This is a genomic window from Streptomyces sp. BoleA5, from assembly GCF_000373665.1.
Classification (GTDB): Bacteria; Actinomycetota; Actinomycetes; order Streptomycetales; family Streptomycetaceae; genus Actinacidiphila.
Genome location: NZ_KB892091.1, coordinates 416,503 through 431,438 on the forward strand (window position 1 = coordinate 416,503; position 14,936 = coordinate 431,438).

At 72.8% G+C, this 14,936-nt stretch carries 7 protein-coding genes; 4 read left to right on the forward strand and 3 right to left on the reverse strand.

What is annotated here, in order from left to right:
* Positions 1 to 510: 510 nt before the first annotated feature.
* Together B085_RS0105800 and B085_RS51375 are read right to left on the reverse strand one after the other, a co-directional pair.
* The gene (locus B085_RS0105800; protein WP_018557618.1) at positions 511 to 1,635 is read right to left on the reverse strand and encodes a hypothetical protein; all 1,125 of its coding nucleotides are present in this window, start codon (positions 1,633 to 1,635) and stop codon (positions 511 to 513) included.
* 25 nt (positions 1,636 to 1,660) lie between these two features.
* A complete protein-coding gene (locus B085_RS51375; protein WP_018557619.1) occupies positions 1,661 to 1,783 on the reverse strand; it encodes a hypothetical protein in 123 nt (40 codons plus the stop codon).
* A gap of 448 nt (positions 1,784 to 2,231) precedes the next feature.
* Here B085_RS51375 and B085_RS0105810 point away from each other — a divergent pair, with 448 nt between their 5' ends.
* Both B085_RS0105810 and B085_RS0105815 read left to right on the forward strand, forming a co-directional pair.
* Complete coding sequence (locus tag B085_RS0105810; protein WP_018557620.1) at positions 2,232 to 4,595, forward strand: glycosyl hydrolase family 95 catalytic domain-containing protein; 2,364 nt, start codon at positions 2,232 to 2,234, stop codon at positions 4,593 to 4,595.
* A gap of 538 nt (positions 4,596 to 5,133) precedes the next feature.
* On the forward strand, positions 5,134 to 5,589 hold the full coding sequence (locus B085_RS0105815; RefSeq protein ID WP_018557621.1) for a VOC family protein: 456 nt from the start codon (positions 5,134 to 5,136) through the stop codon (positions 5,587 to 5,589).
* Between the two features lie 22 nt (positions 5,590 to 5,611).
* Here the strand turns inward: B085_RS0105815 and B085_RS0105820 are convergent, their stop codons facing one another.
* Positions 5,612 to 6,892, reverse strand: coding sequence for an MFS transporter (locus B085_RS0105820; RefSeq protein WP_106434834.1), 1,281 nt, complete (start codon positions 6,890 to 6,892; stop codon positions 5,612 to 5,614).
* 418 nt (positions 6,893 to 7,310) lie between these two features.
* Here B085_RS0105820 and B085_RS0105825 point away from each other — a divergent pair, with 418 nt between their 5' ends.
* Positions 7,311 to 11,102: a S8 family serine peptidase gene (locus tag B085_RS0105825; RefSeq protein WP_234018499.1), complete on the forward strand. Its 3,792-nt coding sequence runs from the start codon at positions 7,311 to 7,313 to the stop codon at positions 11,100 to 11,102.
* A gap of 213 nt (positions 11,103 to 11,315) precedes the next feature.
* Positions 11,316 to 14,753, forward strand: coding sequence for a phosphocholine-specific phospholipase C (locus B085_RS51600; protein ID WP_051101957.1), 3,438 nt, complete (start codon positions 11,316 to 11,318; stop codon positions 14,751 to 14,753).
* Positions 14,754 to 14,936: the final 183 nt, after the last annotated feature.

The following is a 14,936-nucleotide window of genomic DNA, read 5'->3' on the forward strand; positions in this document are numbered from 1 at the left end:
GGGACGGCGGAACGACATCCCGGGACCGGAACCGCGGCCGCCCCCTCGTCCGGCGGGACGCGTCTCGGCGGACGATCCGCGCCGTCGGCCGTGGACTGCCCCATCATCGGGGGCGAGCGCGCTGAGGCCGCCGCGGGGCGTACGGCATGCGGCTCAGGAGCTGGTGGACGTGACCGCCGCGGCAACGGCCGGGGGGGGCGCGGGCCCACGTCTCGGGTCGCGGGGAATCCGGGACGGCCCGACGGCGTACTCGGGCCGTGCGGGATCACCGGGGCCGTCGGCGTAGGGGCCGAGGCCTCCCCTCACCGAGAGCCGCGCCTCCGGCGCGGGTCGCAGGCCCGCCCCGGTGGCCGGCGCCGGCGCCTGCTGCATGCCTAACCGGGGCGGCGTGGGGAAGACGCGCGCGACGGCCCGGTCCGCGCCGCGGCGGTGCACTCACCAGGGCGGGCGCAGCCGGGCCTGTTCGACCGCCTCACCGCTTCGTCGGGCGCGCCCCGGCCTGACTCGCCGTCACCCGCCGGTGCGGCCCCAGCGGGCGGCGCCCTCCCCGGTGTCCGGCAGTTTGCCGTTCGCGGCCTTGGCGGCGGCGATGCCGCGGGCGAGCTGGAAGGCGGCGACCGGGTCGGCCTTGTCGGTCCACGGTTCCGCGCCGCACCACGGGCCGATGAGCCGGAACTGCTCGAGCGCGGCCTCGTGGTCGCCGTTCTCGCCCAGATAGTGCGCGAGAAGGTGACGCAGGCGGGGCAGTTCCCGGGCGTCCCCGCGCGCCTGGGCGAGCGACCGGTCGACCTCCGTCAGGACGTCCTTGACCCGGGCCGTGGTCACGGGCGCCACGACGCCGTGGCGTTCGGTGAGTTCGGACAGGGCGTGCAGGTAGATGCCCGCGAGGGGACTGCCCTCCGGGGCGTTGCGCACGGCACGCTCGGCGAAGTCCATCATCTGATCGTCGGTGCCGCACCACTTGGCGCACCAATACTGCAGGGCCTGCCAGTGGCCCGAGTAGTGGTGCGGGGCGCGCTCGGCCAGTCCCTCCCACAGCGTGTGGAACCGCATGCCGCGGTAGTTCAGGGCGCGCGCGGTGGTGATCATGACGACCCACGGGCCGGGGTCGCGGGGTGCGAGCCCGGCGGCGTGCTGCGCGGCCTCCATGGCGGCGGGCAGCATCCGCTTGAAGCGGCGCATGCGCTCGGCGGGGACCTGGTTCGCGTACCCGGGTCCCCGGATCTCCCAGGCCCGGTGCACGAGCAGTTGCGCGTGGAGCGTGGCGGCGTCCCCGTTGTCCGGGTCGTTGCGGCGCCACTCGCCCAGCCAGTCGTCGTCCTGCCCGGCGATCTCCTGCAGCAGTTCCAGCCGGTGCCAGCGCTCGTCCCACTCCTCGCCCGCGCGGTCCACGTATGAGGCAGCCGTGCGCCAGTCGCCTTCCCAGGCGGCGTCCGCGACCGCCTGCATCTCCTCGATCCGGTGAGCGGGCAGGGGCGGCCCGGCCCGTCGGGGGTCGAGCATCGCGACGGGCACCATCCCGTACTCGGTGGGATCGAACCGGGTGCGGACCCATCGCTTGAGGCGGGCCTTGTGCACGGGGGCGAGGAGGTTCATCACACCGGAGATCATCCGGACGGCGGTCGCCCGGGGCAACCCGTCAACCTCCCCCTCCCGGGCGTCAGGCGTCCGCGTCCCCGGTGGGCTCACCGCTGTCTGCCCGGAAGCGGTGGAGCCGGGCAGGCGGATGCTCGATCGGCAGGTCGGGGCGCCAGGTGGTCACGTCGAGGAGCAGACCGAGCAACTCGACGTCCTCATCGCGTGCGAGGCAGCCGGTCTCCTCCCTCGGCGTCGCCGTGATGACCGTCGAGGCAAGCCCTCTGCGCCGGCTCGCCGGCCCGGTCGGCGTCCCCGATCGTCCGCTGCAAGCCCTGCGCCTGCCCCTGCGAGCCATTCGACACCGCGCCGCACGCCACCGTCGATGGTCCTGCTCTCCAGGGCGGGTGCGCACCGCTCCGGCTGCCCCGGAGCGCCGCCAGTCAACATGGCGATACATCCGACGTACTTGAGGCGTACCGCCCGGAACTCCCCTCCCCCGATGACGAAATCGCGAACCAAAAGGGCATAAGTTCAGCATGGACCACAGCAAAGGTCGGGTTAATCTGGCCGCAGCCGTTGACGTGGACGAAACAAGTTGATTATTTATGAATACTTTTTGTGGGCTCCTGCAACCCCGGAAGGGAAGCCTTGCCGTGTCCGCTTCTTCCCGTCGTGACTTCCTCCGCATCGCCGGTGCCACCGGCGGAGGCCTCGCCCTGTCGGGCGGTCTCCCCCCGTTCGCCGCGCACGCCGCTCCCGCCCGCCCGTCCAGCGTGGACATCGTCCCCGAGGGCAAGGCGACGTCGATCTGGTACCGCACGCCCGCCGACGAGGCGCGCATCATCCAGGAGGCCCTGCCGGTCGGCAACGGCCGGCTCGGCGCACTCGCCGGCTGTGATCCGGCGGACGACTTCCTCTACCTGACCGACGGCTCGTTCTGGACCGGCGGCCGCAACGACACCCTCACCGACGACGGCCAACTCCCCTACGGCCCCGATGACTTCGGCAGCTTCGGGCTCCTGGCCAAACTGCGCGTCGCACTGCCCGGCCACACCGCCGAGTCCGTGACCGCCTACCGCCGCCAACTGGACCTGAGCAACGGCGTGGTCTCCGCGGCCTACCGGCACGAGGGCAACACGTACCACCGCGAGGTGTACGCGAGCCACCCGGACGACGTGGTCGTCGTCCGGCTCACCGGAGGCCCGCACACCGGCACCGTCTCGCTGGCCGGCACCCACGGCGAGACCACGACGGGCGGGGGCGGGCAGCTCTCCTTCGCCGGGAAGCTCAAGAACGGCCTGCGCTACGCCGCCGCGGTCACCGCGGTCAGCGCCACGGGCCGGGTCAGCGTGCACGGCGACAAGCTGTCCTTCGCCGGGTGCCGTGAGCTGCTGATCGTGGTGTGCGGCGGCACCGACTACTCCCCCGACGCGGCGAAGGACTTCCGCGAGCCGGGCACCGATCCCCTCGCCGTGGCGCGCGCCAAGATCGCCGCCGCGGCGAAGGTGCCGGGGAACGAGTTGCTCAAGACCCACGTCTCGGACTACCACCGGCTCTACAACCGGTTCACCATCGACCTGGGCCAGTCCACGGCGCTGCAGCGGTCGCTGGACTCCTGGTCGCGCATAGCCGTGCGGTACACCGACGACTCCACGCCGGACCCGGAACTGGAGGCCGCCTACGTCCAGTACGGCCGCTATCTGACGATCACCGGCTCCCGCGACTGGCTGCCGATGAACCTGCAGGGCATCTGGGTGCACAACAACACCCCGGACTGGTACGCCGACTACCACACCGACATCAACGTCCAGATGAACTACTGGCTGGCCGACCCGGCGGGCCTCGGCGAGAACTCCCTCGCCCTCGCCCGCTACTGCGTGTCCCAGCTGCCCGTCTGGACCGACGTCACCAAGCGGCTCTACAACAGCGACCGCAACCGCTTCCGCAACAGTTCGGGGAAGATCGCCGGCTGGGCGGTCGCGTTCTCCACCAACATCCACGGCGGCAGCGGCTGGGCCTGGCACCCCTCCGGCAACGCCTGGCTGTGCAACTCGCTGTGGCGGCACTACGAGTACAGCCAGGACCGCGAGTACCTGGAACTGATCTACCCGGTCCTCAAGGGCGCGGCGGAGTTCTGGCAGGCGCGGCTGATCACCACCACCGTCAAGGACGAGGACGGGACCTCGCGCGAGGTCCTGATCGACGACACCTCCTGGTCGCCGGAGCACGGTCCTGACGGCAAGGGCAACACCTACGGCCAGGAGCTGGCGTGGGAGCTGTTCGAGGAGTTCACGACCGCCTCCCGCGTGCTCGGTCGGGACACCGAGCTGGCCGCCGAGCTGCACGCGATGCAGGCCGAGCTCTACCTGCCGCGGGTCAGCCCGAAGACCGGCTGGCTCGAGGAGTGGATGACGCCCGACAACCTCGGCGAGGTCACGCACCGGCACCTGTCCCCGCTGATCGGCTTCTACCCGGGCGACCGGATCGCCGCCGACACCGGTTCACCCGAGCTGCTCGAAGGGGTCCGCGCGCTGCTGACCGCCCGCGGCATGGACAGTTACGGCTGGGCGTGCGCGTGGCGGTCGCTGTGCTGGTCCCGGCTGAAGGACGCGGAGAAGGCCTACCAGCTGTACCTGACGGTCCTGCGGCCGTCCATCACCAACAGCAACGGCACCTCGGCCAACTGGTTCGACATGTACAGCCAGGGCAGTTACACGATCTTCCAGATCGACGCGAACCTGGGCGGTGCCGCCGCCGCGCTGGAGATGATCCTCTACTCGCGGCCGGGCGTCATCGAGCTCCTGCCCGCGCTCCCGGCCGCCTGGGCGGCCAGGGGTTCCGTGACCGGCGTCGGCGCCCGCGGCGGCTTCGAGGTGGACCTGGCCTGGCGCGACGGGAAGGTGACCGAGGCGACCGTCCGCAGCACCGGCGGGACCACGACCGAACTGCGCGCCGGCGGCGTCCGCAAGCGGCTCACCCTCAAGCCCGGCAGGTCCGTGACGGTGCGGATCTCCTAGTCCCGCCGCCGTCCGGTGTGCCGCACGCCTCCTCGCGGGTGCGCCGCACCGGACGGCCGTCGCACGTCCACAGCGGCCGCGGGAGCGGCGCCGGTGCGACGTCGTCCGCCACGCGCGGCGGCTGACCGGGGTACGACAGCTCCACGCCCTGCTGGGCGGGTTCCATCTGACCGGCCCCGCCTTCGAACCCGTCATCCCTCCCACGGTCCGCGCGCTCCGGGACTTCGCGCGCGGCTGGTCGCCCCCGGGCACTGCACCGGCCGGCGGGCGCAGCACGCCCTCGCCGCGGCGATGCCCGACGCGTGGGCCGCCGGCAGCAGCGGCACCACGCGTCGCCTCGTCCCGGCCTGGCCCGCGGCCGGACGATGGCGACGGTGCACGGCACAGGACCGCCCGCGTGTCACACAATCGCGGCCGCGCCGGTCGACCACTGCGTAACGGTGCGCACCCCGGACCGTGGACCTCTGCGCCGCACGGCTCGGCCGCGCACCGCAGGCGGGACCCGGGGCCACCCCACCTCGACGAAGGGTGACCAACGATGCCCGCTTCGCCCGCCGACCTCCCCGTGCCCGAGCACGGCCTGCTCCTGACGCACTTCCTGACCGTCCGGGACGTGGCGGTCTCACGCCGCTTCTACGCCGACGTCTTCGGCGGCGAGGTCGTGATGGAGGAGAACCCCGCGATCGTGAAGGTCGCCAACAGCTGGCTCATCATGAACCCCGGCGGCGGCCCCACCCCCGACAAGCCGGACGTGACCCTGGAGGTGCCGCAGGTGACCGACCGTGTGTCCGGCTTCCTGAACGTGCGCGTCGCCGACATCGCCGCCTTCCACGCGCACGCCGTCGCCAAGGGCGCCCGCTTCCTGACCGAGCCTTTGGACCGCGGGTCCGAACTGCGCTGCTACCTGCGCGACCCCGACGGCTACCTCATCGAGGTGGGTCAGGCCACCGGCCTGCTCCGCGGGATCCTGGCCGATCCGCCCGCCGCCTCCTGACCGGCCGCGTCCTCCACGCGCCTCACGGCAGCGCGGCCTGCGAGGCGGCGTGGGGGACGGTGCCGTCCGGGGCGTGGGGGGCCGCCGGGAGGCGCCTTACCTGGGGAACGCACAGCAGGGCGATGGCGGCGGCGACCCCGATGACCGTCATCGCATAGAGGGTGGGCCGTACGCCGAGGGCCTCGGAGACCGGGCCGGCGAGTGTCAGGCCGAGCGGCATGAGACCCGACGACAGCAGGTAGTCGTAGGAACTCACACGGGACAGGGCGGCCTCCGGCACATGCGTCTGCAGCGCGGTCTCCCAAAGGACGAAGAAGAGCGAGACGGCGACGCCGGTGACCCCTTCGAGGATCGCGATCAGGGCGACCGGGCCGCCGCCGCCGATGATGACCGCCTGGCAGGAGGCCACCGCCAGCGCGGCGGCGGCCAGGGCCATGGGGCGCGCGATCGTGAGGCGGTAGGCGCAGACGTCCCCGACGACGGAGCCGACGCCGAAGGCGGCGACCACCACCGACCAGCTCGCCGCGCCGCCCCACTCTCGTTCGGCCAGGACCGGTCCCAGCACGAACACCGACGGCAGCACGACGACGTGGTAGACCGCGATGGCCGCCATGCCGGACCACACCCAGGTACGGCTGCGCACCTGCGCCCAGCCGGCGCGCAGTTCCCCGAGGAACGTCGTCGCGGTGGCGGTCGGGCCCGTGCCGGGTTCCGTCCCGCGGGGGCTCAGGCGGGCCAGGAACGCGGCACTGACCGCGAAGGTGAGGGCGTCCAGAGCCAGTGCGCCGCCGGGGCCCGCCAAGGCGATCAGACCACCGGCCAGAGCGGGACCGAGCACGAGTCCGGACGACTGCACGAACCCCCGCAGGGCGTTCGCCTCGCGCAGCCGGTCGGGCGCGACGACCAGCGGCAGCAGGCCCGTCGAGGCGGGCATGAAGAACGCGTCCGCCGTACCGAACACGGCCATCAGCAGGACGAAGGCGGGGACCCCGGCGACGCCGGTCAGCAACGCCACGGCGAGGAGCCCCTGGGAGGCGAACCGCACCAGGTCGGACAGGAGCATGATGCGGTGCCGCCGGAAGCGGTCCGCCCACACACCGCCCACCAGGGTGAAGAGCAGCGTGGGCAGCAGCCCGGCGGCGGCCACCAGGCCGACGTCGGACGCGGACCCGCCCGCCGAGAGCACGGCGAAGGGCACCGCCACGAACGACACCCGGTCGCCCAGCACCGACAAGGACTGCCCGATGAACAGGCGGGCGAACTGCGGCTCGTCACGCAGCACGCCGGGAATCAGGGATTTCACGACTGACCGATCAGGGGCAGGGGGACACAACGGGCAGCGCCCGATCGTAAGGAACACCGGCTCGCCGGTCACCTGGTTTTCCCGGGGCGGCGGGGCGTGGCCCGCGAACCCCCGGGCGGCGTGTGGCGCCCTTGTGACATGGCCCAGTTGTGCCAGGCGGGATCGCTGACAGGGCACGCCGGCACACCGGATGATTCCGAACGGCTGCTGAACCGCAGTTGTACGAGGGTCCTCGGGCGCACCTGTGCGGGCTTCACCCGCGCGGGGCCCCGGCCTTACGTTCCCGGACCGCCGACGGCGGCGGGGTGTCACGACGACGGTCCATGCCACCCGCTCACGAACGCTCTGCCCGCGTGCCGGGATGACAGAAGGGGTGCAGACACCGATGAGACGGATCCGCCTTTGGGCGGCGATAGCGATGTCAGCGACAGTGGCGACGGGTGCTGTCGCGCCCGCCTCCGCCCAGGCCCCCTCGGGGTCCGCCGCACGGACGCCGGCGCCGCAGGACCGTACGACCACCGTGCGGTTGATCACCGGCGACCGGGTCACCGTCAGCGATGCGGCGAACGGCAAAAAGACGGCCTCGGTGCAGCGCGCCCCGGGTCGCGAGAAGGTGTTCTTCCAGATCGCCGAGAAGGATGGCGCCCTGACGGTGCTGCCCTCGGACGCGGCGGTGCTGGTCCGCGCCGGGCGGCTGGACGCGGACCTGTTCGACGTGACGGCCCTGGTCGCCCAGGGATACGACGAGGCGCACACCGACGCCCTGCCCATGATCGTGTCCACGCCGGGGAGTTCCGAGCGTGCGGCGGCCAAGAAGACCGACGCGCTCGCGAAGTTCCACGAGAACTCCGCCGAGCCGCGGCACCTGGCGAGCATCGACGCCCAGGCGCTGCGCGTGGGCGCCGAGGATCTGGCCGCGTTCTGGAGGCAACTCGCGCCCCAGGCGGGCGCGTCGGTGGCGAGCGCCGCCGCGGCGACCCCGAAGGTCTGGCTGGACCACAAGGTGCGCCCCACCCTGGACCGCAGCACCGCGCAGATCAACGCGCCCGCCGCGTGGGCGGCCGGTTTCCACGGTGAGGGCGTCAAGGTCGCCGTCCTGGACACCGGCGCCGACCAGACGCATCCGGACCTGGCGGGCCGGGTGAGCGAGGCGAAGGACTTCTCCGACAGCGGCTCGACCCTGGACCGCTTCGGCCACGGCACGCATGTCGCCGCCACCGCCGGCGGCAGCGGAGCGGCCTCGGGCGGCCTGCGCAAGGGTGTCGCGCCGAGCGCCGACCTGCTGATCGGCAAGGTGCTCGGGGACAACGGTTCCGGCAGCGAGTCGCAGGTCATCGCGGGCATGGAGTGGGCCGCGGCCGAGGGCGCCAGGGTCGTCAACATGAGCCTTGGCGCCGACATGCAGACCGACGGCACCGATCCCATGAGCCAGGCGGTCAACGAGATCTCCCGCAGCAGCGGCGCGCTGTTCGTCGTCGCCGCCGGCAACACCGGCGAGCTGGGCGAGATGACGGTGGGGTCGCCGGGCGCGGCCGACGCCGCCCTCACCGTGGGCGCCGTCGACCGGGACGACTCTCTGGCCTCCTTCTCCAGCCGCGGCCCGCGCCCCGGCGACAAGGCGGCCAAGCCGGACATCACCGCTCCGGGTGTCGGGATCGTCGCCGCGCGCGCCGCGGGCACGACCATGGGTACCCCGGTCGACGACAACTACGTCTCGGCGAGCGGTACCTCCATGGCCACCCCGCACGTGGCCGGCGCGGCGGCGCTGCTGGCCGGACAGCACCCCGATTGGACGGGCGAGCAGCTCAAGGACGCGCTGGTCAGCACGTCCCACACGGTGTCAGGGCAGGTGCCGACCGAGCAGGGCGGCGGCCGTGTGGACGTCAAGGCGGCGTTCACCGCCCCCGTGACGGCCACCGGGACGATCGTCCTGGGCCCGTTCGAGCGGGAGGGATCCCCCGTACAGCGGGCCGGCGTGGTCCGCTACACCAACCACTCCGGCGAGGAAGTGCCGCTGAGCCTGAGCGCCGCGCTGACGGCCAAGGGCGGCAAGGCGCTCCCCGCGCAGGCGCTGACGCTGGGCGCTGACACGGTCCGTGTCGCCCCGGGCGCGACCGTCGAGGTGCCGGTCGCCGTCGACCCGGCGAAGGCGGGCCGCGGCTCCTACTACGGCTACGTCACCGCCACGTCCGCGGACGGGACGTCGGTCCACACCACCCTGAGCCTGTGGGTGCGCGCCCCGATGCACAAGCTCACCACCGAGTCCTTCGGGCCCGACGGGCAGCCCACGATGTGGTCCCTGCTGAACGTCTACGGCGGGGACGCCGAGGTCCGGTTCACCGACCTGGGAGTCGCCGAGGTCGAGGAGGGCACCTACCTCGTCGGCGGCACGCTGGCCGAGGACACGAGCGACGGCGTCCGCCTGATCCAGGTCGTCGAGCCCGAGGTGAAGGTCACCAAGGACACGACCGTCACCCTGGACGCGCGCAAGGCCAAGCTGGTGCGGGTGCAGACGCCCAAGCCGGCCGAGCGGCGCAACAACGTGACATACCAGATGTACCGGAAGATCGACGGGGTGCCGCTGACGCTGGGCATCTACTACGAGGACGGCGGCGGGTTCGTGGACCTGTACGCGAATCCCACGTCGAAGGTCACCGAGGGCGACTTCGAGTTCAACGCCCGCTTCGAGATGACCGCTCCCGAGCTCAGGACCGAGGTCCGCGGCGCCGACTTCGACCTGCGGCCGTTCTACGCCAAGCACTCCACGCCGTTCGACCCCCGGGGCGAGCAGCTGGTCGCCGTGGACGCGGGGACGCGGGACAAGCCCGACCTGCGGCCCGCCACCGTGCGCGGCAAGCTCGCCGTGATCCGCGACGAGTACGCGCTGGACGGGTACGACCTGGCGGAGACGGCCGCCAAGGCCGGCGCCAAGGGCGTCGTGATCGTCCTGCCCGAGGGCCTCATCGCCTGGACCCGCTGGAAGCCGATGGACACCCGCTCGGCGCTGCCCGTCGTCAGGATGACCGCGGGCGACGGCGCCAGGCTGCTGCAGTACATGAAGCAGCGCAAGCCCGTCGTCGACATCTCCGGGACGGTCGCGAGCCCGTACCTGTACGACGTCGCGACGCAGTGGCGGCAGATCCCGCAGGACCTCACCTACACCGTCTCGGACCGCAACACCGCGCAGGTGAAGGCGTCCTACGCGAGCAACGGCGACCTGCACTGGACCAGCGAGCAGCGCTTCAGCTGGCGCCCCTACACCGACGTCGCGTGGGAGACCTCGCGCTGGGTGCCGACGGGAACGCCCCGTACCGAGTACGTCACCTCCGGCGACACGCAGTGGATGCACGACGTCGACTTCATGGCCGGTCCCGAGCAGTTCTACGCCGGGGCGCTGCAGTCGGGTCTGCGCGACACCCCGCGCACCTTCAAGGCGGGCGAGAAGGCCACCGAGGAGTGGTACAGGGCCGTGGTGCGGCCGTCCATCCCGCGCGGCTGGGACCGGCCCGCCGTCCGCGAGGGTGACGTCCTCAGCCTGGCGATCCCGGAGTACACCGACGCGGTCGCCGGCCACTGGGGCCGCAGGCAGGTCGCCTCCTTCGGGGGTGGCGTCGGCGCAAGGAGCGGGGCGCCCGGGACGACGGACGATCCGTCCTACATCGACGGCGACACCGTGGCGGCGGTCCTCTACCGCGACGGCAGGAAGGTGACCGAGGCCGCGGACGCCTGGCGGGACTTCTCCGTCCCCGCCGGAGCGGCCGAGTACCGTCTGGACCTGACGACCGAACGCGACACCGAGTTCTGGCAGACCGGCACGAGGACCTCCACGTCCTGGACCTTCCGCTCCGGCACCGCGGCGAAGAAGACGCTGCTTCCGCTCCTCCAGGTCGACTACGGCGTGCCCGCCGACCTGGGGAACACCGTCGGCGGCGGCAAGCGGCACGAGATCGGCCTGACGGTCCGGAACCAAGACGGCCTCGCCGCCCCCACCGGGGTCAGGCTCGAGGTCGAGGCCTCCTTCGACGACGGCAGGACCTGGAAGGGCCAGGTCCGCGTCAAGGACCGCGGCCGCGACCGGTTCACCGCCACCATCGAACGGCCGGGCGACCGGCGGGACGGCGGATACGTGACCCTGCGCGTCACCGCCGTCGACAAGGCGGGCAACTCGGTCCGGCAGACCGTGGAACGCGCCTACCGGTTCGGCTCGTAGGCACATCCGTCCGACCGGCGGAGCGGGTGCCGGGGCTCGGCCCCCGGCACCCGCTCCGTCATCACCCGCCCGTGGTCACCCGGCGCCGCGCGTGCCGAATGCACGTGGACACGCCGACCGGCAGGGGAACGTCCGGTGCCGCCCGGTGAACGGTCGACGAAGATCGGTGACCCAGGGTTATGTCACGCGGTGGAGGCGATCTAGCCTCCGGGCATGTCTGACGTTTCCCGCCGTAAGGTCCTCGGCGCCCTCGCCGGTGGAACCGCGCTTTCCTTGCTGCCCCCCTCCCTGCACCAGGCGATGGCCGCACCCATGCCGCGCGGCGGCATGCGGGCCATCGAGCACGTGATCATCCTGATGCAGGAGAACCGTTCCTTCGACAACTACTTCGGAACGCTCAAGGGCGTGCGCGGATTCGGCGACCGCACTCCGCTGCGGCTGCCCACCGGAGGAACCGTCTTCGAGCAGCCCCGGCCCGGCGGCGGCGAGGTCCTGCCCTTCTCGGCCCGGCGGGCGGCGCTCGACGCGGGCCGCCCCGAGAGCGACATCCAGTACCTCGGATCGCTCGCGCACGGGTTCTCCGACGCCAACCAGGCCCGGGGCGACGGCTGGTGGAACGACTGGGTCGCCGCCAAGAGCCAGAGCACCATGGCCTACTACGACCGGCACGACATCCCGCTGCAGTACGAACTGGCCGACCGCTTCACCATCTGCGACTCCTACTTCTGCTCCGTCCACGGCTCGACCAACCCCAACCGGAACTACCTGTGGACCGGTACGACCGGTTACGAGCCCGACGGCGTCAACCGGGCCGTCACCAACGCCGCGTACGACTACGGCCACGCCGGCTACGACTGGACGACGTACCCCGAGCGCCTGGAGGCCGCCGGCGTCTCCTGGCAGATCTACCAGGAGTGGGACAACTTCACCGACAACGCGGTGGAGTACTTCCGGCCCTGGAAGGAGATCGGGCGGAAGATCCTCGCCAGGGTCGGCGGCGGATACGCCACCACCGAGCAGTTCTACGACAGCCTGTGGGACAGGACCGCGGATCAGCGCCAGGCCGCGCTGGCGGAGTTCCAGCGGGGTGTCGACGCGCTGACCGAGGCCGAGCGGCGGCTGTTCATGCGCGGCGCGTACCGCTCCGAGCCGGACACCCTCGTCGGGCGGCTCGCCTCGGACATCGCAAAGGGCACGCTGCCGCAGGTCAGCTGGATCGTTCCGACGGCGGCCCTGTCCGAGCACCCGGGCAGCTCCACCCCTGTCGGCAGCGCCAACCTCGTTTACGACCTCCTCGACGCGATCGCCCGCGACCCCAAGACCTGGTCCAGGACGGCGCTGTTCATCAACTTCGACGAGAACGACGGCTACTTCGACCACGTGCCCGCGCCGGTCGCGCCGAAGCCGGCCTCGGGCAACGGCGACGACTGGTTCAAGGGCAGCCCCGTCGGTCCCGGCCCGCGCGTGCCCATGACGGTCGTGTCGCCCTGGACGGTGGGCGGTTTCGTCAGCTCGGAGGCCTTCGACCACACCTCGGTCATCCGGTTCCTGGAGAAGTGGACGGGCGTCCACGAGCCCAACATCAGCCCCTGGCGTCGCAGCGTCTTCGGTGACCTGACCTCCGCCTTCGACTTCGACCGCGCGCAGCGGCAGCCCGAGGTCGAGCAGCCCGCCGCGGTTCCGGCACCGATAGGCCGGTGGAACCCCGTACCCCCGAAGGACCAGTCGCTCCCGGAGCAGGAGTCCGGCACCCGACGCACCCGCCGCTCCCCGTACCGGCTGTCCCTGCGTGCGCAGGTCACCCGCTCCGCCGTGGAGCTGCGGCTCGGCAACGAGGGCGGCACCGGCGCGACGTTCACCGCCTACCCCGGCGACGGCTCCGCCCCACGGGCCTGGACCGTGTCCGCGGGCAGGAGCGCCGACGAGACGGTGGGGTACGGCGCCGACGGCTACGAACTGCAGGTCCACGGCCCCGGTTGGTCGGTGTGGGAGCTGCGCGGCGCCGGTGCGGGCGGCGAGGCGTACCTCGTCGAGCACCCCGCGCCCGGCCAGGTGACGGTGGTGTGCTCCAACCCCTCCCCCACCACCCGGACGTTCCTGGTCGGCGAGTCGGCCCACTCCGGGGGCCACGGCGACCGTGTGGAGACCGTCACCCTGGGGCCCGGCAGGTCCCACTCCGTGCGTCTGCGCCTCCCGGACCACGGCTGGTACGACGTGGTCGTCGTCGACCGGGACGACCCGTCCTTCCTGCGGCGTATGACGGGCCGTCTGGCCGACGGCAGGCCCGGCGTCACCGATCCGGAGACCGGCACGGCCCCCGCCCTCGCCGCGGCCATCGGCCTTCCGGCGCCGCCGCCGAACCTGGACACGCCGTTCGCCCAGGGCAACCCGACCGATGTCGTGGTCACCGTGCGGAATCAGGGCCGGCACCGGCTCGACGACCTGTCCGTCGCCCTTCTCGCCCCGTCCGGCTGGACGGTCCGGCGGGGCGGCGGGGCACCGACCGCGCTCCAGGCCGGTGACTCGGCCGACGTGCGCTTCACGGTCACGCCCGCCGGGAACGCCACCACCGGCCGGCTGGACGTCGCCGCGCACGCCGACGGCGACGGGCTGCTCCGGATCGCCGACGCCCGCGTCAGGACCGGGGTCGCCCCGGCCATGAGCCTCGCGCTCACCGGTCCGGCGAGCTCCCCCGGAACGGACGGCACGGTGCTCTCGCCGGGCAGGCCCCTCACCGTGACGGCCACCGTCACCAACGCCGGCGGCACGCCCCTCACCGGTGTCGCGGCCACGCTGGCGCTCCCCGAGGGCTGGACCGCGACCGCGAAGGGCAGCACGCCCACATCGGTGCCCGCCCGCTCGTCGGCCTCGCTGGCCTGGGACGTCGTCGCGCCCGCCGCCGCGGCTCGCGCCTCCGGCACTCTCAGGGCGACCGTCGCCGCGCAGCTGAACGGCGCCTCCACGCAGGCGTCGGCGTCCCTTTCCGCCAGGACCGGTCCCGTCATGACCGGCCATCTGCTCGCGGAGGACTTCGAGTCCCTCGCCCCCGCGCTCGCCCCGGCGGCCGATCTGAGCCGGCCCGGACTGCTGGGCTGGACCCGGACCGCCCCCGAAGGCTGGACGGTCACCAACGCCCCGGCCATGCCGCAGGGCACGCGGGAACTGCAGGGCTGGAGCTTCCTGTCCAAGCAGTTCTGGTTCCCCGCCGGGCAGGACCGCCCCGCCTTCGGCCGGGCCCTCGGCGTGGTGGCCGTGGCCGACCCCGACGACTGGGACGACACCGGCAGCCCCTCCGGCCGGGGCCGCTTCGACTCGACCCTCAGCACCCCGGCGGTGGCCATCCCCTCGGGCACGTCCACCCTCCACCTGGGCTTCGACTCCCACTACCGGCAGGAGAGCCCGCAGGAGGCCGAGGTCACCGTCACCTTCGACACCGGCGCCCCGGTCCGGCTGCTCCACTACAGCAGCGCGACGTCCGGGAACACCAACCTGGGCGAGGACCAGCAGAACCGGCTCGTCCGGCTCTCCTGCCCGGTCCCCGAGGGGGCGACCTCGGCGAAGGTCGGCTTCCGGATCTTCAACGCGGGCAACAACTGGTTCTGGGCGATCGACAACGTCCGTCTGGGCACCTCCTCGATCGCCGACGCCTGACCGAGCAGACCGGCCTTGGCGGGGCGGCGGGCAGCGACCCGCCGCCCCGCACCGCGCCCTCGGGGTATCAGCGGTGCCGAACGGCGGCGCGCCCCCTGCGCTCCGGGGGCACCCGCGCGCCGCGACGTCACTCGGACGGCCGCCGCGATCGCGATCGACTGATCGGCCTCGCGAGCGTGACCG

What these genes read in the sequence shown, in the direction of transcription:
- B085_RS51600 (WP_051101957.1), top strand. Translation starts at nt 11,316, where the DNA reads ATGTCTGACGTTTCCCGCCGTAAGGTCCTCGGCGCCCTCGCCGGTGGA.
- B085_RS0105825 (WP_234018499.1), top strand. Translation starts at nt 7,311, where the DNA reads ATGTCAGCGACAGTGGCGACGGGTGCTGTCGCGCCCGCCTCCGCCCAG.
- B085_RS0105815 (WP_018557621.1), top strand. Translation starts at nt 5,134, where the DNA reads ATGCCCGCTTCGCCCGCCGACCTCCCCGTGCCCGAGCACGGCCTGCTC.